General features: G+C 75.2%; 12 protein-coding genes and 1 pseudogene. 2 read left to right on the plus strand and 11 right to left on the minus strand.

Going from position 1 to position 17652, the window contains the following annotated elements:
- Positions 1-167, minus strand: a pseudogene (locus tag ACZ56B_RS28495) (ABC transporter permease); the annotation flags it as partial.
- Positions 168-343: 176 nt separating this feature from the next.
- Here ACZ56B_RS28495 and ACZ56B_RS28500 point away from each other — a divergent pair.
- Positions 344-970, plus strand: coding sequence for a TetR/AcrR family transcriptional regulator (locus ACZ56B_RS28500; RefSeq protein ID WP_468796531.1), 627 nt, complete (start codon positions 344-346; stop codon positions 968-970).
- Between the two features lie 133 nt (positions 971-1103).
- Here ACZ56B_RS28500 and ACZ56B_RS28505 read toward each other — a convergent pair whose 3' ends face one another.
- Both ACZ56B_RS28505 and ACZ56B_RS28510 read right to left on the minus strand, forming a co-directional pair.
- On the minus strand, positions 1104-2708 hold the full coding sequence (locus ACZ56B_RS28505) for a glycosyltransferase family 2 protein (protein WP_468796533.1): 1605 nt from the start codon (positions 2706-2708) through the stop codon (positions 1104-1106).
- Between the two features lie 131 nt (positions 2709-2839).
- On the minus strand, positions 2840-3343 hold the full coding sequence (locus tag ACZ56B_RS28510) for a MarR family winged helix-turn-helix transcriptional regulator (RefSeq protein ID WP_468796535.1): 504 nt from the start codon (positions 3341-3343) through the stop codon (positions 2840-2842).
- Between the two features lie 127 nt (positions 3344-3470).
- On the opposite strand from ACZ56B_RS28510, the gene ACZ56B_RS28515 reads away from it, so the two are divergent.
- On the plus strand, positions 3471-3884 hold the full coding sequence (locus ACZ56B_RS28515) for an organic hydroperoxide resistance protein (protein ID WP_468796537.1): 414 nt from the start codon (positions 3471-3473) through the stop codon (positions 3882-3884).
- A 42-nt stretch (positions 3885-3926) separates the two neighbouring features.
- Here ACZ56B_RS28515 and ACZ56B_RS28520 read toward each other — a convergent pair whose 3' ends face one another.
- From ACZ56B_RS28520 to ACZ56B_RS28555, 8 genes are all read right to left on the minus strand, one after another.
- Complete coding sequence (locus ACZ56B_RS28520; RefSeq protein WP_468796539.1) at positions 3927-5471, minus strand: hypothetical protein; 1545 nt, start codon at positions 5469-5471, stop codon at positions 3927-3929.
- Between the two features lie 73 nt (positions 5472-5544).
- Entirely contained in the window at positions 5545-6858 is a 1314-nt protein-coding gene (locus ACZ56B_RS28525) for a hypothetical protein (RefSeq protein ID WP_468796541.1), read from the minus strand.
- Positions 6855-9080, minus strand: a complete 2226-nt coding sequence (locus ACZ56B_RS28530; protein ID WP_468796543.1) for a bifunctional glycosyltransferase/CDP-glycerol:glycerophosphate glycerophosphotransferase — start codon at positions 9078-9080, stop codon at positions 6855-6857. The genes ACZ56B_RS28525 and ACZ56B_RS28530 overlap by 4 nt, the downstream gene beginning before the upstream one ends.
- A gap of 1 nt (position 9081) precedes the next feature.
- Positions 9082-11286 (minus strand): bifunctional glycosyltransferase/CDP-glycerol:glycerophosphate glycerophosphotransferase, encoded by a 2205-nt coding sequence (locus ACZ56B_RS28535; protein ID WP_468796545.1) that lies wholly within the window; start codon positions 11284-11286, stop codon positions 9082-9084.
- A gap of 163 nt (positions 11287-11449) precedes the next feature.
- The gene (locus tag ACZ56B_RS28540) at positions 11450-13804 is read right to left on the minus strand and encodes a bifunctional glycosyltransferase/CDP-glycerol:glycerophosphate glycerophosphotransferase (RefSeq protein ID WP_468796547.1); all 2355 of its coding nucleotides are present in this window, start codon (positions 13802-13804) and stop codon (positions 11450-11452) included.
- 145 nt (positions 13805-13949) lie between these two features.
- On the minus strand, positions 13950-14864 hold the full coding sequence (locus tag ACZ56B_RS28545; RefSeq protein WP_468796549.1) for a carbohydrate ABC transporter permease: 915 nt from the start codon (positions 14862-14864) through the stop codon (positions 13950-13952).
- Entirely contained in the window at positions 14861-16210 is a 1350-nt protein-coding gene (locus ACZ56B_RS28550; RefSeq protein WP_468796551.1) for a carbohydrate ABC transporter permease, read from the minus strand. The genes ACZ56B_RS28545 and ACZ56B_RS28550 overlap by 4 nt, the downstream gene beginning before the upstream one ends.
- 7 nt (positions 16211-16217) lie before the next feature.
- Positions 16218-17543, minus strand: a complete 1326-nt coding sequence (locus tag ACZ56B_RS28555) for an ABC transporter substrate-binding protein (RefSeq protein ID WP_468796553.1) — start codon at positions 17541-17543, stop codon at positions 16218-16220.
- Positions 17544-17652 lie beyond the last annotated feature (109 nt).

A 17652-nucleotide genomic window follows, 5' to 3' on the forward strand; every position in this document is an offset into this window, starting at 1 on the left:
GCGAGGACGAAGTGGCGCCGCCCCCAGAGCTGACGGACGTACCCCGACAGCGACGGCCGGGCCCCGCTGACCGTGAGGCCGTACCTGGCGGCGAGGGCCGCGAGGTCGTGCTCGGGCGGGACCGGGCGGGCCGGCACGGGGGGCGGTGTGTGGAGGGCCTGACTCACATCCGCTGCTTTCGGTAGGGGGAGGGGGCAGGGGTGCGCGGTGCTCGCCCGCCGTCTCCCGTACGCCTCCTGGCGTTCTCCTGCGTCGGGACGGCACCGTATCGTCGCAACGGGAGCGTAGGTCGAAGACACGTCGGAACGCAACCGTTCCGTCGTCACGTCCTATGCTGGTCCGCATGACGACGAACGCCGACGAGCCCCGGCCGCGCCCGCGGCGCAGGGCCCCCGCCGGGGCCGCCGTGCTGCGGGAGGACGTGACGGAGGCCATCAGGGCGGCCGTCTTCGAGGAACTCGCGGCCGTCGGTTACGCGCGGATGTCGATCGAGGGGATCGCGCGTCGCGCGGGCGTCGGCAAGACCGCGGTGTACCGCCGCTGGCGTTCCAAACTGCACCTGGTCCTCGACCTGATGTCCGCGCTCGCCGTCCAGGGCCTGCCCGCGCCGGACACCGGCTCCCTCGAGGAGGACCTGCGGCTGCTGTACGAGGTCACCTCCCGCGCCCTGCGCCACCCCGTCGCCTCGCAGGTCCTCCCCGACCTCCAGGCCGAGGCCGCCCGCAACCCCGACATCGCCGAGGCCCTGCAGAAGGCGCTGCGGGACGGCCAGGACTCGGTCGCCCGGTCCATCGTCACGGCGGCGGAGGAGCGCGGCGAACTGCGCCCCGGCACCGACCACGCCCTGGCCCTGGACCTGATCTCGGGCCCGCTGTACTGGCGCTCGGTGGTGATCCGCGCCCCGAAGCCGCCGAAGGGGTACCTGGCGGCGCTGGCCCGGGCGACGACCCAGGCGCTGAAGGCGCTGTGACGCGGGGGACCGCTCCCGCCGCGGCGGCCGGGCGGACCGGGGCGCCCCGCGCGGTGACGGGCGCGCGGCGGCCGGGGGGCGGGTGATCCCCGGAGGTCACGGGCGGGGCGGCCGCGAAGCCCGGGCCGGCCCCTCAGGGGAGCAGGCGCCACAGCCGGCCGCGCAGGACCGAGGCGACGCCGCGCGCGCCGGTCGCCACCCGCAGGGCCAGCGCGCCCGAGTGCGTGGCGTATGGCCTCACCAGCACCACGCCGTGCCGGGGGCTCGGCACCGCGCGGCGGCGCAGCAGTCCGGGGCCGGCGAGCGCGTGCGCGGTGACGTCGCGGCTCGTCCCGTCCCGGAAGCGCACGCGCAGCCGCAGGTCCCAGGTGCCGGTGCCGATCGCGGCCAGCCGGTTCGGCGGTACGGCCGTCTCCGCCGACCAGACGTCCCCGCCCGACGCACGCAGGGGGACCGTGCGGCGGACGGCCGCGTCGTCCCGCTCGCGGTGCCGCCACTCCACCTCCACCGTCTCCGGTCCCGCCGCGGCCACCCGGCCGTACAGCTCGTGCAGGCGCAGCCGCAGCCGGAAGCCGCCCCGTGCGCGCGGGCGCAGTTCCGCGTCGACGGCGAGCGGCAGCAGGGGCACGGGACGGGTCAGCAGGGACTCCAGGGTGACCCCGGTCAGGTCGGCCGACCAGCAGGGCGTGCCGTCCTGCGCGCGGGCGTGGGGCGGGCACAGCCGGGCCGGGCGGGCGGCCAGTTCCCGCAGGCGGGGCAGGTCGCGCGGCTCCGGGGAGGCCAGCACCACCCGGCCGACCAGCCGGCCCGGTGCGGCCGGGTCGCGCGCCCAGTCGTCCGCGTCGTAGTCCGCGAGGACCTCCCGGGTGTGCGCCCACCACCGGCGCCGGTAGTCCTCGTCGCGCAGCGGCAGCTCGCGCGCGTACATGCGCAGCTCGCGGTCGAGGAACTTGGCCCGCGCCTCGCGCGCCAGCCGCTTCCGCCCGGCGTCCAGCAGGACGGCGTGGGCCGTGCGGCACGCGTGCGTGCGGGCCCGCCAGTTGTCGATGCCCGCGCGGTCCAGCGAGATCGACAGCCGCCGGGCGGACCGGCGGACGTGCCAGACGTACACCCGGTCCGGGACCAGGGCGACGCGGGGGCCCGCGGCCCACACGCGCGCGGTGAAGACGAGGTCCTCGTAGGGGAAACGGCCGTCGGGGAAGCGGATGCCGTGCTCGCGCAGGAAGGCCGTGGCGTAGAGCTTGTTGACGCAGAGGGTGTCGTGGACCAGGCGCGGGCGGTGGTCCGGGCGCGCGAGCACGGCGGGCGCGGCGTACAGGTCCGGCTCCCACGGCACCTCGCGCCCCGACGGCAGCTCCCGCCGCACGCACAGCCCGCCCGTGACCTGGGCGCCCGTCCCGGTCGCCGCGGTGAGCAGGGCGTCCACCGCGCCGGGCGGGAGGACGTCGTCGCTGTCCAGGAACATCACGTACGGCGAGGTCACCGCGTCCAGTCCGGTGTTGCGGGGGGTGCCGCAGCCGCCGCTGTTGGCGGAGAGCCGGATCACCCGCAGGCGCGGTTCGCCGGCGGCCAGCCGGTCCAGCAGGCCGGCGCTGCCGTCCGTCGAGCCGTCGTCGACGGCGACGACCTCGCGCACGGCGGGTCCCTGGCCGAGGGCCGAGTGCACGGCGTCGGTCACGTGGGCGGCGTCGTCGTGGCCGATGACCACGACGGAGACCTGGGGAGGGTGGGGGTGCATGGCGTCCTCGGGGCGTATGGGCGGGTCGATGGCCTTTTGCCCGTTCGAGGACGTTCCGTACACGTCGTCACGGCGGCGGACGGCCGGCGGCGGACGGCCGGCGGCGGGCGTCTTCGCGGCGTCCGGTGCCTTTACGCGTCCCCGGCCGCCGCGTCCAGGGCCGTGGTGAGCCGGTCGAGGCCGGCCCGCAGGGCGCGGACCTCGTCGATGCCGAGGCCGGTCGCGGCGGTGATCCGCCGCGGCACCTCCAGGGCCCGCTCGCGCAGCGCGGCGCCCTCCCCGGTCGGCCGCACCTCCACCGAGCGCTCGTCGCGCGCGCTGCGCTCCCGGCGTACCAGTCCGGCCGCCTCCAGGCGCTTGAGCAGCGGGGACAGCGTGCCGGAGTCGAGCCGCAGGTGTTCGCCGAGCTTCTTCACGGGCAGGGTGCCGTGCTCCCACAGCACCAGCATCACCAGGTACTGCGGATAGGTGAGCCCGAGGTCCTTGAGGATCACCCGGTAGAGGCCGTTGAAGGCGCGGGACGCGGCGTGCAGGGAGAAGCAGATCTGCCGGTCGAGGCGGAGCCAGTCGTCGGCGGAGCCCGGCGCGGCGGGGGCCGCCGGGTCCGTGGGGGGCGGGGGCGGGGTCGGCGTCATGCCTCCAGGGTAGCCGTCGGAGCAATTCAGTTGTGCGCAACTAAATTGTGTGCTCTACTCTTGGCCGTGAAGGCGGCCGGAGCCGGCCGCCCCGCCCCGCCGACCACCGAGAGGGAAGGGTCTCCCCATGGACGCGCTCTACACCGCCGTCGCCACCGCCACCCACGGCCGCGAGGGCCGCGCCGTCACCTCCGACGGCAAGATCGACGTCAGTCTGAGCGCCCCCGTGGAGCTGGGCGGCGACGGCCGGGGCACCAACCCGGAGCAGCTGTTCGCCGCCGGTTACGCGGCCTGCTTCGGCAGCGCCCTCGGCGCGGTCGGCCGGGCCGCGAAGGTCGACGTGAAGGACGCCTCGGTGACCGCCGAGGTCGGCATCGGCAAGCAGGGCGAGGGCTTCGCGCTCGCGGTGACGCTGCGCGTCGAACTGCCCGAGGGCGTGGACGAGGAGACCGGCCGCAAGCTGGTCGAGCAGGCCCACCAGGTCTGCCCCTACTCCCACGCCACCCGCGGCAACATCCCGGTCGACCTCGTCATCGAGTGACCGCCCGAGCGGCCCCGGCCGCCCGCCCCGGCGGCCCGCCGCTCACCCCCCGATCCGCGCCAGCACCTCCCCCGTCCGTCGGCTCCACGCCACCACCACCGCCTCCTCGGGCACCCGCTGCCGGGGCGTCAGCAGCAGCCAGCGCGCGCGGTACCGGCGGGCGACCGCGGCGCGCCCGGCGCGGGTCGAACCGGGGTCGAGGTACGCCCGCACGTCGGCCGCCCGCCGCCTGCGCTCCCGTTCGTCCAGGGACGCGTCCGGCCAGGCGGGCGCGGCGAGGTTCGGGCCGTACCCCGCGATCGCGTGGACGGCGTGGTAGCCGTCGGTGATCACCACCTCGCCCGGGCCGATGTGCCGGGCCGCCCACGCGTACGACGGCCAGTCGGGCGGCTGCGCGAAGCCGGCCGGCACCACCGCCCCGGCCTGCACGGTCAGGAACCCGGCGCAGGCCCCCGCCGCCGCGGCCCCGCCCAGCACGCGCCGCCACACCGGCCACGGCCGGGCCGCCGCCAGCTCCACCGCGAGCGCGAACTGCAGCGGCACCAGCGTCAGCCCGAGGATCCTGCCGTAGGTGTAGTGGCCGCTCACCCAGCCGTACGCCACCACCAGGCAGTCCAGCGCGAACATCAGCACCAGCGGGTCGCGCCACGAGGCGCGCCGCGTCCGCAGCCACAGCGCCGGAAGCCCGAGCAGCGCCAGCCAGAACTGCCCGCCGAGGTCCAGGTACAGCCGCCGGTGCATCGCGTCCACGCTGCCGTCGCCGGCCAGCGCGAACACGTCGAAGTACGGCCAGGACGCGGCGAGGGCCACCGCCGTCGCGCCGGTGAGCGCCCACCGCCCCGCCACCGCCGGGCCCCGGCCCCGCTGCCACCCGGCGACCAGCGCCACCGCCCCCAGCGCCGCCGCCACCGCGGTGATCGGGTGGACCAGCAGGACCAGCCCGTACAGCACGCCCAGCGCCGCGTACCCGGACGGCGGACGCAGCCCGCCCGGACCGACGTACCGCACGGCCGCCGCGTCCCGGGCCCGCGCCCCCGTCAGCGCCCACGCCCAGAAGGTGAGCCCGATGGCGAACGCCGACGGGTACGGCAGGTTGCCCGTCATCGACATCAGGCCCAGGTAACCGCTCCACCAGGCCCGCTCCGTGCCCCACAGCAGCGTCATCGCGGCGAGCGCCAGCACCGGCGCCCAGGGGCGCGGGGTCAGCACGCGGACGAAGCGGCCGATCCCGGTCAGCAGCACCAGCAGGTTCAGCGGACCGGTGAGCCGGACCACCTCCCAGCCGCCCAGCCCGGTCAGCCGGGCGAACACGCCCTGCGCCAGGGCGAACGGCGAGTAGTAGGGACTGCCCGCGCCCGGCAGGTCCGCCGTCGGGTGCCGGGGACGCAGCAGGTCGGCCCTGAGGCGTTCCACGACCGCCGCGTGCTGCCCGGCGTCGCAGCACAGCGGCACGCGCCAGTACGCCAGCGACATCACGAGCCAGAAGAGGAAGCCGAAGAGCTGGTACGGGGTGGGGCGCCAGGCGCCCCCGCCGCGCAGGGACGAGGCGCCGCGCACGGTGCGCCGGACGACGACTCCGGCGCTCATCGCAGGGCGGGGGAGAGGAGCGTCTGAGGCACTTGCCCTACTTTCCCGTCGTGATCGCCGGCATGACCCGGCCTCACCTCATCGAGTGACGCGAGGGCTGCTCCGGCCCCTCGGCGGACCCCGGCGCACCGGCTCCGCCGGAGCCCTGCGCCGGCAGCGCCGCCCGCGCCCGGGCCGGCGGCTCCAGCAGCTGGGGCAGGCCCAGCACCGGCAGCAGCCAGGCCAGCACGATCAGCCGGTCGCCCCAGATGTTGATGTCCGGGTGCCCGGCCTGGTTGAGGAACCCCGTGGCGGCGGCGGCGACCAGGAAGGCCCCGAACGCCGGCCGCCGCCGCGCCCCCAGGGCACCGGCCGCCAGGCACGCCAGGAACACCGGCTCCCAGAACTCGCGCCGCAGCCACTCCGTCCAGAAGTTCCCCTGGAGCTGGAGGAACTCCGCCCACGGACGCTCCCGGTCGGGCCGGGCGAAGTGACCGGTGAGCAGGTCCTGCACACTGTCCGCCGTCGACGGGTAGTGCAGCAGCCGGGCCAGCAGCACCGTGCCGAGCGCGCCCGCGCACCCCACCGCGGCGAGCACCCCCGCCGCGCGCCCCGGTGGCAGGCCCCGCAGCCGCCGCCGCACGACGACCGCCCCGCCCGCACCCGCCAGGCACAGCCCGAGGAACAGCGCCTGCGAGTGCTTGACGGTGAACAGCGCGAGCAGCGCGGCAGCCGCCAGCGCGGTGCCCGCCCGGGGCCGGCGCCCCGTCAGCGCCAGCGCGCAGCCCCACAGCGCGGCCAGGGTGAGGGCCAGCAGCAGCCCCTCGGTCATCGGGCGCATGGCGGTCGTCCCGCACGGCAGGACGTAGAACAGCGCCTGCCCGGTGAGCGCGAGCGGGACGGACACCGACAGGGCGCGCAGGACCAGGAAGGCGAGCACCCCGCCCGCGCACGCGACCACCACGCCCGCCGCCCACACGCCCCAGGTCACGCCGAGCAGCGTCACGAACGGCACCAGGAACACCGGGTAACCGGGCCGCACCTCGAAGATCCGCATGAAGCGCTCCGGCATGAACGGCACGGTGCGCCCGCCGGTCTGCCCGGCCGCCAGCCGGGCCTCCACCTGCCGCCACTCCCGCTCCCGGCACTCCTCCAGGACGCGCGGGGCGGGGTCCGGGGCGTGGAAGCGCACCACGTCCACGTTCTGCGCGCGGTGCGCGACCGACGCCCGGCCCGCGCAGACGTAGTCGATGGTGGCGGTCGCCGCCTCCCGCTTGTCCGCGCCGCCCAGACTCAGGGCGTACGACAGGTAGTTCTTGGTGTCGGGGGTGTCCCGGCCGGTGACGTTCGCCAGTTGCAGCAGCGCGAAGACCACGGCCAGGAGCAGGACCCGGGTGCGCGGCCTCACGACGACGCGGGCAGCACGGCGCGGGCGGTGCCCTGGGAGGGCAACCGGACCGGGTCCGCGGCCCGTTCCGGCTCCGGCAGCGGCTCGCCCAGCATCAGCGTGCGCACCACCCGCTCGGCGGCCCGGCCGTCGTCGAACTCGCAGAACCGCTCCCGGAAGGCGGACCGCAGCCGCGCCGCCTCCTCGTCCCGCCACGTCCCGGAGGCGAACAGCCACGCCAGCTCGCGGTAGGAGCGCGAGACGTGCCCCGGCGCCTCGGCCGCGATGTCGAAGTAGAACCCCCGGCTCGCGGCGACGGCGTCCGGGTCGTCGGCGTGGACCACGATCGGCCGGTCCAGGTTGGCGTAGTCGAACACGATCGACGAGTAGTCGGTGACCAGCACGTCCGAGGCGAGCATCACGTCCTGCGCCCGCGGCTCGTCCGTGGCGTCGACCAGCACGCCCCGCCGGTGCAGTTCCGAGAGGCCCAGCCCGCGCGCCGGCCCCTGGGCGAGGGACGGGTGCAGGCGCACCACGAGGGTGTGGCCGGGGCCCAGGTCCGCGGCGAACCGGGCGAGGTCGATGCGCTCCACCAGCCCGCCCCTGCGGTAGTCGCGCCGGGCCGGCGCGTACAGCACCACCGTGTCGCCGTCCGGGATGCCCAGCCGGGCGCGGACCGCGCGCCCCCGCTCCGGGCCGGCGCCGACCAGCACGTCGTTGCGCGGGCTGCCGCTGCGCAGCGAGGTGAAGTGGCAGGGGAAGGCCCGCTCCCACACCAGCTCGGAGTGCCGGTTGGCCACCAGGCTGTAGTCCCAGCGGTCGGCCCGGCGCAGCATCTGCGGCACGTCGAGGCCGAGCCGGGCGCCGGGCCGGCCCAGCAGGTCGGCGCCCGCGTACAGCAGCGGGGTGCCCCGGTGGGTGTGGACGTGCACGCTCCCCGGGCGTTTGACCAGCGCGCCGGACCAGTTGACGTTGTTGACGAAGTAGGTGGCCCGCTCGGTCACCCGGCGGTAGGCGGCGGAGTCCGGGAGCACGTACTCGGTGTCCGGGTCCAGCCCGGCCGCCTGCTCCCCGTCGGCCAGCACCCACACGCCCCGCAGGTGCGGGGCGAGTTCACGCGCCGCCCGGAAGACGGCCGCCGGGTCGCCGAGCACGCCCCGGTGCGAGAACGCCGAGTACACGGCGAGGTCCGGGTCGAGCGGGCGGCGCAGGTGCAGCGCGGACCGGGTCCGGGCGGCCCGCGCCGCCGCCGCGGTGCCCGCCTGCCGGGCCCGCCGCCCCAGCTCCCGGCCCGCCCGGCCGGCCTGCCGGCGCAGGACGTACCCGGCGTAGCTCCCCTCCAGCACCCGCAGTCCCTCCGGGACCCGGGCGCCCGGCGGCCGGTGCGCCCGGAACATCTCGGCGGTGCGGCGGAAGAACTCGCCCCGGTCGGACGGGGGCAGGCGGTCCGGCTTGGACAGGATGTCCAGGCAGTGCTCGCCCATCTTGGCGTGCAGGAAGGGCCGCCAGGCCGCCAGCGCCGGGCGGGCGTCGACGAACCGGAAGACCCGCGCGTACTGCTCGTGGACGTCGAAGTGCCTGCGGCTGGTGGTGGACAGGATGCTGCCCCGGCGGCGCTGCCGGTAGTACAGGCAGATCCGGTCCAGGGTCGCGATGCGCTCCGCGCTGAGCAGCACCGGGAAGGTCCAGGGCGTGTCCTCGTAGTAGCCGGGCGGGAAGGCGAAGCCCTCCCGCTCGACGAAGTCGCGGCGGTAGACCTTGTTCCACACCACCATCAGCAGGTCGAGGATCTCGGGACGCCCGGCGGCCGTGAAGACGTCCTCGCCGGCCAGCAGGTGCGCCAGCGCGTTGCGGCGGGTGCCGCCCCACCAGTGGGTGCGGGCGTAGTCGAAGACCAGCACGTCCGGGTCGCCCGTCTCGTCGAGGCGGTCGGCCAGCGCGCGCAGCGCGCCCGGGGTGAGGGTGTCGTCGCTGTCGAGGAAGAACAGGTAGTCGCCCCGCGCGTGCGGCATCCCGGCGTTGCGGGCGCGGCCCAGGCCCACGTTCTCGGGCAGGTGCAGCACCCGCACGCGCGGGTCGCGGGCCGCGTACGCGTCGAGGAGCGCCGGGCACCCGTCGGGCGAGCGGTCGTCGACGGCGATCACCTCGAGGTCGGGGTACGACTGCCCGAGCACCGAGTCCAGGCACTCCTGCAGGTACCCCTGCACCCGGAAGACGGGGACGATGATGCTGAAACGGGGCACGTCAGCTCCTCACCGGGACGGCGGCAGCGGGGGCGGGGACACGTTCCGCGAGCGGGGTCACGGGCGGGAGCGCCTCGGGCGGCTCGCCGAGCAGCACCCGGCGCACCACCCGTTCGGCGGCCCGCCCGTCGTCGAACGGGCAGAACCGCTCCCGGAACCGGGCCCGCAGCGCGGCCGACTCCGCGCCCGCCCAGGAGCCGTCCCGGAACACCCGGGCCAGCTCGTCGGGGGTGCGGGCCACCGGTCCGGGCGGCTCGGCCGTCAGGTCGAAGCAGACGCCCCGGGTCTCCCGGTAGACGTCCCAGTCGTCGGCGTACACGACGATCGGCCGGTCCAGGTTGGCGTAGTCGAACATGATCGAGGAGTAGTCGGTGACCAGGGCGTCGGCGGCCAGGCACACGTCCTCCGAGGAGCGGTGCGCGGTGACGTCGATGACCCGGCCGGTCCGGCCCCCGCTCCCGCCCCGGTCGTAGAAGTAGTGGGCGCGCAGCAGGACGACGACGTCCTCGCCGGCCGCCTCGCAGAACGCCTCCAGGTCCAGGCCCGCCTCGAAGCCGGTGCGGTGGTCGCGGTGGGTGGGGGCGTACAGGACGGCGGTCTTCCCCTCCGGCACGCCGAGTTGCGCGCGGACGCGGGCCACGTCCGCGGCGGTGGCCGTGCAGTACACGTCGTTGCGCGGGTAGCCGTACTCCAGGTGCTCGTAGGAGCCGGGGAAGGCGCGTTCCCAGGTGCGGGTGGAGTGGGGGTTGGCGGAGAGGTTGTAGTCCCAGCGGTCCACCCGGCCCAGCAGTCTGGTGAAGCTGCCGGTCGCGGCGGCCACCACCGGGTACGTCGACTGGTCGACGCCCATGGTCTTCAGCGGGGTGCCGTGCTGGGTCTGCAGGTGGACGCTGCCGGGGCGCTTGACCACGCCCTCCGCGAAGTTGGCGTTGTTGACCAGGTACTTCGCCCGGGCCAGGACCTCCCAGTAGCGCCGGCTGCCGATGACCGCGTACTCGACGCCCTCCGGCACGGTGTGCGCCCGGCCGGCCTCCACCAGGAACACCCCCCGGACGTGCGGGGCGAGTTCGCGGGCCTTGGCGTGGATCGCGGCCGGATTGCAGGCGTAGCCGCGGCCCCAGTACGCGCAGTACACCGCGAGGTTCGGGTCCAGCGGGCGGCACCGGTGCATCCGGTACAGCAGCCGGGTGCGCAGGCCCCGGGGGCGCGGCACCGCCGCCGCCGTCCGCGCCGCCGCGCGGCGGGTGTCGCGCAGGGCGGCGAACGCCGCGTAGGAGCCGGCCGCCAGCAGCCGGTGCTGCACGCCGAGGCTGCCGCCCGGGAGCCGGTGCCCGGCGGGGCGGTGGCGGCGGTGCAGCAGGCTCGCCCGGCGGAAGAACGCGCGGTGTCCCGCCGGGAGCCGCCGGGGGTGGGCGGCCGTCTTCAGCACGGCGGCGAAGAGCTGGTCGAACAGCGGTCCCGACCGCTCGGCGGGCAGCCCCAGTTCGGCGGCGCGGGCGAGCACCAGCTCGGTCCGGTCCAGCAGTTCGGCGTGGTGCGGTCCGGGGAGGTTCAGCCTGTTGCCCTGCCGGCGCAGCAGGTGCCGTACGACGACCGAGCGCAGCACCGCCACGCGCCCGGCGCTCAGCATCGCCAGGCCGCCCCAGCCGATGTCCGTGAAGTGCCCGTCGGGGAAGGTGAGTTCCCGCTCGGTGACGAAGGCGCGGCGCCAGGCCGCGCTCCACGCCGGGAGGTTCACCCCGGTGAGGTGGGGGGCGCGGCCGGGGGCGAAGGCGCCGTCCGGTGCCTTCGCCAGCAGGGGGGCGGCCGGGTTGCCGGGCTCGCCCTCCCACCAGGGCGTGCGCTCGTGCTCGAAGTACAGCACGTCCACCGGTCCGGTCCGCTCCAGGCGGGCGTCCAGGGCCGCCAGCGCGCCCGGCACGAGGAGGTCGTCGCCGTCGAGGAACAGCAGGTACGTCCCGGTCGCCCGCCGCATCCCGGTGTTGCGCGCCCCGGCCAGCCCGGCCGAGGGCGGCGCGTGCACCGGGGCCACCCGGGAGTCCCGTTCGGCGTACCGGGCGGCCACCTCGGACGCGGGGCACGCGGGGGCGTCGCAGACGGGGATCAGTTCGAGGTCGCCGAAGGACTGGGCGAGTACCGAGTCCAGCGCCTGGGCCAGCCGGCCTGCGACCCCGTGGGACGGGACGATGATGCTGAAGCGGGGCATGCTGCTCTCTCCGTTGGGGGTTCTCGTGACGTCCGTCGCCTCAGCGGGCGGGGCGCCGTCCGGGCCGCCCCGCCGGCCGCCGGGCGGGCGGCCGGGCCGGGGCCGGCCGCGAGGAGCCGGGGGACATGGGCACTCCCGAAGGGAAAACGACGGTCAGTAGTGATCAGAAGCGGTCGGTTGAGGTCAGCGGGCCGCCGGGCCGCTGCTGCGGGGGCACGGTCGTGAGCGGCGGCGGGCCGGACACGGCGACGGCCGGTGGCACCGGGTGGCGCTCGTGCGGGGGGACGGCCGGGGGGACGCCGGTCTCCCCGAGCACGACCCGGCGGACGACCCGCTCGGCGGCGCGGCCGTCGTCGTACGGGCAGAAGCGGGCGCGGAACGCCGCGCGCAGCCGGGCGGAGTGGGAGCCGCACCAGCGGCCGGAGGCGAAGACGTCGATCAGCTCCTCCTCGCCGTCCGCCACCGCGCCCGGCGGGAACGCCCGCACGTCGAGGTAGGTGCCGCGGACCGCCTCGTACACCTCCCAGTCGTCGGCGCACAGCACGATCGGCCGGTCCAGGCTCGCGTAGTCGAACATCAGCGGGGAGAAGTCGGTGACCAGGGCGTCCGCGGCCAGGCACAGGGACGCGTCGTCCGGGTGCGCGGCGACGTCCAGGACCCGGCCGCAGCCGCCCCCGGGCGGCGGGCCGTCCGGGGTCCGGGTCCGGGCCAGGACGACGAACCGCGGACCCAGGCGGCGCGCGACGCGTTCCGGGTCGAGCGGGGGGCGCTGGGTGCGGCGGTGGGCACGGTGGGCCGGTGCGTACAGGACCGCCACCGCGCCCTCGGGGATGCCGAGCGCCTCCCGCAGCCCGGCCACGTCGGCCTCGGTCGCCGTGTGGAGCGGGTCGGTGCGCGGCTGCCCGTACTCCAGGGTGGTGTAGCGGCCGGGGTACGCCCGCTCCCAGGTGAGGGTGGAGTGGCGGTTGGCGGTGACGACGTAGTCCCACCGGTCGGCGTCCTCCAGGAGCCGCGCGAAGTCGGTGCCCCGGGCCGCCGCCGGGCGCTCCAGGAGGTCCAGGCCCGTGTACCCGAGGGGGGTGCCGCGCTGCGTCCGGACGACGGTCTGGCCCCTGCGCTTGACCAGGCGGGGGTCGAGGCCGGTGTCGCTCACCAGGTAGGCGGAGCGGGCGAGCGCGGTCCAGTAGGCGGCCGTGCCGGGGACGAGGAGGGGCGGTCCCGGCGGCGGGACGGCGCGGGGGTGCCCGGGGCGGTCGGTGCGCCCCGGACGTCCGGAGTGCCCGGAGTGACCGGAGCGCTCGGGATGCTCGGCGTGCTCGGGGTGCTCGGGGTGCGCCGCCCAGGTGGTGCGGATGTGCGGGGCCACGGCGTGGAACGCGGACTCCAGGGCGGCCGGGCCGCCGCCGCGGGCGCCGTCCGCGCGGGCGGTGAGGACGGCGTGGTCGGCGCGCAGCGGGAGCAGCCGCTGGACGCGGTAGTGCAGGAGCAGGGCGGCGAGGCGCAGGGCCGACGCCGACCGCGCGGAGAGCCGGGCGGCCCCGCGGCCCAGGGCCGCGGCCAGCCGGAGGGCCCGGTAGGTGCGGTGCAGGCCGAACCGGACCAGCGTGTGGTGGATCCGGGCGCGCGCGGGGACGGACGCGCCGGGCGCGTGGTGGCGCCGGCAGTGGGCGCGGGCCCGGCGCAGGAAGGCGGCGTGCGTTCCGCGCGGCAGCCGGTCCCGGCGGGTGTACACGGTCACCAGGTGGTCGACCATGCGGCGGAACAGCAGCGGCCGCCAGCACGCCAGTGCGGGATGCGCGTCGAGGTACGCGAACACCCGGTCGTACTGGTCGAAGACGTCGAAGTGCCGCTCGCTGGTGGTGCGCAGGATGCCGCCGGCCCGCCGCTGCCGGTAGTGCACGCACACCCGGTCCAGGGTCGCGATCGACTCCGCCGTCATCAGGACCGGGTACGTCCACGGGGTGTCCTCGTAGTAGCCGGGCGGGAAGGCGAAGCCCGCGTGCCGCACGAACTCCCGCCGGTACGCCTTGTTCCAGGCCACCATCAGCAGGTCGAGCAGCCCCGGCCGGTCCGCCAGCCGGAACGGCGCCGGGCCCCGCTCGGTGAGCCGCGCGGCGATCCGGTTGCGCACGGTCTCGCCCGACCAGTGCGTGCGCGCGTAGTCGTAGACCAGGACGTCCGGGTCGCCGGTCTCCTCCAGCCGGCCGGCGATCGCCAGGAGCGCGCCGGGGGCGAGGGTGTCGTCGCCGTCCAGGAACACCAGGTAGTCGCCCGTCGCCCGCTCCATCCCGGCGTTGCGGGCCCGGCCGAGGCCCGTGTTCCGCGGCAGGTGCACGGCCCGCACGCGCGGGTCGCGGGCGGCGAACTCGTCGATCACCGCGCCGCACGCGTCCGGCGAGCAGTCGTCGACGGCGATCAGTTCGAGATCGGCGTACGACTGGGCCAGCACCGATTCCAGGCACTCGTGCAGGTACGCCTGAACCCGGTACGCGGGGACAATGACACTGAACCTGGGCAAGGGGCATCCAACGATCGGCGCGGGCGTTCGGCCCGGCAACGGCCGCTGGGCCGACTTGGTTACGCCGGCTGCGGCATCCGGGGGAATCCGGTCACCCGAAGGGGCGGACCGCCACGGGTCCGCCCCTTCTCGCGCCGCGCCCGGGTTATTTCACCGCGCCCGCCATCACGCCGGAGACGAACTGCCGCTGGAACGCGAAGAACACGACCAGCGGGACCACCATCGAGATGAACGCGCCCGGCGCCAGTACGTCGATGTTGTTGCCGAACTGCCGCACCTGGGTCTGCAGGGCGACCGTGATCGGCTGGTTCCCGGCGTCCGAGAAGATCAGCGCGACCAGCAGGTCGTTCCACACCCACAGGAACTGGAAGATGCCGAGCGCGGCGATGGCCGGCCCGGCGAGCGGCATCACGACCCGTACGAACAGGCGCAGTTCACCGGCGCCGTCCAGCCGGGCCGCCTCCAGCAGCTCCCTGGGGATCTCCGCGAAGAAGTTCCGCAGGAGGAACACCGCGAACGGCAGGCCGAAACCGACGTGGAAGAGGACCACGCCGGCCAGGGAGCCGAAGATGCCGAGGGTGCCGAAGAGTTCGGCGATCGGGATCAGCGCCACCTGCACCGGCACCACCAGCAGCCCCACCACACCGAGGAACCACCAGTCCCGGCCGGGGAACTCCATCCAGGCGAAGGCGTATCCGGCCAGCGAGCCGATCACCACCACCAGCACGGTCGCGGGCACGGTGATGGCGACCGTGTTCAGCAGGGAGCCCGTGATGTCGTCGTTCTCCAGGAGCCTCTCGTAGGCGCCGAAGGTGAGCCGGGAGGGCTCGGTGAGCACCTTCCACCAGCCGTCGGCGGCCATGTCCTGCGGGGTGCGCAGGCTGGCCAGCAGCAGCCCGACCGTCGGCACCAGCCAGAACAGCCCGACGACGACCAGGAAGACGCGGACCAGGCCGCCGCCCACCCACTGGCCGAGCCTCGAACCGAGCGGCCGCTCGGCCCTGACCGCGACGGCGGGCCGCGCGCCCGCCTTCGTGACACCCCCGGCGTCCGCGCTCATCGCCGCACCTCCCGCCTCAGCCTGCGGATGTTGAACCACATCACCGGGATCACCAGCAGCAGCAGGAACACCGCGATCGCGCTGGCGATGCCCGGCTGGTCCGCAGCGAAGCCCTTGCGGTACAGCTCCAGCGCGAGGACGTTCGCGTCGTCCTGGGAGGAGCCCGGGGCGATGATGAAGACCAGGTCGAACACCTTCAGCACGTTGATCATCAGGGTGACGACGACGACCGCCAGGACCGGCGCCAGCAGGGGCACCGTGATCCGCCGGAACACCTGCCACTCGTTGGCGCCGTCCACCCGGGCGGCCTCCAGCAGCTCCCGGGGCATGCCCGCCAGGCCGGCCGCGATCAGCACCATCGCGAAGCCCGCCCACATCCAGATGTACGAGCCGATGATCGCGGGCGTGACCAGGGACGGGCCCAGCCAGTCCAGGCCGTTGTACGGCTCCTCGAAGTTGCTCGCCGGGAGCCGCAGACGGGCGCCGTCGGCCTTCGAGGACAGGGAGAAGGTGCCGTCGGCGCCCGCCGTGGCCGTCTCCACCACCTCGCCGTCCCTGACGGCCTCGATCTTCATCCCGGCATAGCCCAGCTCGGAGGCGTCGACGCCGTTCAGCGTGCCGACGCCCTTGCCGCGGGTGAAGTCCTGCCAGGTGGTGCCGGTGATCCGGTCGTCCTCCGGCTTCGGCGCCGCGGCCCGTTCCGCGTCGCCCGGCATCAGGTCCGGGGCGACCCCGACCAGCGGCAGCGCGACCGTGTCGCCCACGCCCACCGTCTCCCTGGTGACGAAGGCGCCCCCGCCGGCCGGCTCCAGCGGCGACTCGCGGCCCGGGTGCGCCTTCGGGAACGCCGAGGACGGGGCGAAGGTGTCGTGCACCCCCACCCACACCGCGTTCGCCACGCCCTTGTCCGGGTCCTGGTCGTACACCAGCCGGAAGATGATGCCCGCCGCGAGCATCGAGATCGCCATCGGCATGAAGACGACCAGCTTGAACGCCGTTCCCCAGCGCACCCGTTCGGTCAGCACCGCGAAGACGAGACCGAGCGCGGTCGCCACCGTCGGCGCGAACACCACCCAGACGACGTTGTTCTTCAGGGCGGTGCGGATGCCCTCGTCCGTGAACAGCGCCCGGTAGTTGTCGAGTCCGGCGAATCCGTCGCCGGACTGGTCGTAGAAGCTGCGGACGACGGAGTACCCGATCGGGTAGACCACGAGCGCGCCGAGCAGGACGAGCGCGGGCAGCAGGAACAGTGCCGCGACGGTCGCCCGGGTGCCGGTGACGCTCTTGCGCGACCTGGGAGCGGCGGGGGACCTCCTCGACGTCCCCGCCGCCGTGTCCGACGCCATGGCCGGATCAGTTCCCGTACGCCGCGGCCGCGTCGGCCTCCAGCCGCGCCTGGGTCCCCGCGATGTCCCCGGGGTTCTTCAGGAAGTCCTGCAGCGCCTTCCACTCGCCCTTGCCGGGCGTGCCGCCGAAGGCCTGCGGGGCCTGGTCGGACATGTCGAAGCGGAAGTCGTCGCCGGCGTCGATCAGCGCCTTGGCCATCTTCCGCTGCACCGCGTTCGGATACGCCGACTCCGGCACGTTCTTGTTCGGCGACAGGTAACCGCCCAGCTTCGCCTGGATGCCCGCCGCGTCCGGGGAGGCGAGGAAGGTCGCCAGCGCCTGTGCCGCCTCGGAGTCCTTCAGGATCACGGCCGCGTCACCGCCGGACACCACGGGCGCCGTGTCGCCGACCGCCGGGAACGGGAACACCTTCGCGTCCGTGCCGACCTCCGCCTCGGTCTCACCGATGTTGACCTGCACGAAGTCGCCCTCGTAGACCATGGCCGCCTTGGGCTGGTCGCCGCCGGTGAAGGTCTGCGTCACGGACTGGGGGAACTCCGTCTGCAGCGCGCCGCGCGCTCCGCCCGCGACGTAGTCCTCCTCGCCCCAGACCTCCGCCAGCGTGGTCAGCGCCTCCTTGACGGAGGGGTCCGTCCACTTGATCTCGTGCGCGGCCAGCCGGTCGTACTTCTCCGGGCCGGCCTGGGAGAGGTAGATGTTCTCGAACCAGTCGGTCAGCGTCCAGCCGTCGGCGCCGCCGACCGAGAAGGGGGTCACGCCGGAGTCGTACACCGTCCGCGCGGTGGTGAGCAGTTCGTCCCAGGTCTTCGGCTCACCGGCGCCCGCGTTCTCGAAGACCTGGGCGTTGTACCAGATCAGCGACTTGTTGGCGGCCTTGTAGTAGACGCCGTACTGCTCGCCGTCGACCTTGCCGATGTCCTGCCAGCCCCGCGAGTAGTTCTTCGCCAGCTCCGCCTTCGCCCCGGCGCCCAGCGGCTTGGCCCACTTCTTGTCCACCGCCTGCTTGATGGCGCCCGGCTGCGGCAGCATCGCCACGTCCGGCGGGGCGCCGCCCGCGATCTTCGAGCCGAGGAAGTTGATGATGGGGTCCTGGGCGGGGACGAAGGTCACCTTCGCACCGGTGCGCTTCTCGAACTCCGCGAGGACCTTCTTGAAGTTCTTCTGTTCGGCGCCGGTCCACACGGCCGCCACCTGGAGGTTCGCGCCGTCCAGCTTCGGGAGGGTGACGGTGGTGCCGCCGTCCCCGGTGCCGCCGTCCTTGTCGTCCTCGCCGCCGTCGTCACCGCCTCCGCAGGCGGTGAGCGAGACCGCGAGCACCCCCGCGGCGAGCACCGGGGGGGGGGGGGGGGGGGGGGGGGGGGGGGGGGGGGGGGGGGGGGGGGGGGGGGGGGTGATGGGGCCCGTTCTTCTTTTTTTCTTCCCTTCCCTCTCTTCTTCCCTC

It is taken from the genome of Streptomyces sp. NPDC034670 (assembly GCF_055574875.1).

Coding starts and splice junctions, on each gene's coding strand:
- ACZ56B_RS28520 (WP_468796539.1), bottom strand. CDS start 5,471: ATGAGCGCCGGAGTCGTCGTCCGGCGCACCGTGCGCGGCGCCTCGTCC.
- ACZ56B_RS28505 (WP_468796533.1), bottom strand. CDS start 2,708: ATGCACCCCCACCCTCCCCAGGTCTCCGTCGTGGTCATCGGCCACGAC.
- ACZ56B_RS28500 (WP_468796531.1), top strand. CDS start 344: ATGACGACGAACGCCGACGAGCCCCGGCCGCGCCCGCGGCGCAGGGCC.
- ACZ56B_RS28510 (WP_468796535.1), bottom strand. CDS start 3,343: ATGACGCCGACCCCGCCCCCGCCCCCCACGGACCCGGCGGCCCCCGCC.
- ACZ56B_RS28545 (WP_468796549.1), bottom strand. CDS start 14,864: ATGAGCGCGGACGCCGGGGGTGTCACGAAGGCGGGCGCGCGGCCCGCC.
- ACZ56B_RS28535 (WP_468796545.1), bottom strand. CDS start 11,286: ATGCCCCGCTTCAGCATCATCGTCCCGTCCCACGGGGTCGCAGGCCGG.
- ACZ56B_RS28550 (WP_468796551.1), bottom strand. CDS start 16,210: ATGGCGTCGGACACGGCGGCGGGGACGTCGAGGAGGTCCCCCGCCGCT.
- ACZ56B_RS28515 (WP_468796537.1), top strand. CDS start 3,471: ATGGACGCGCTCTACACCGCCGTCGCCACCGCCACCCACGGCCGCGAG.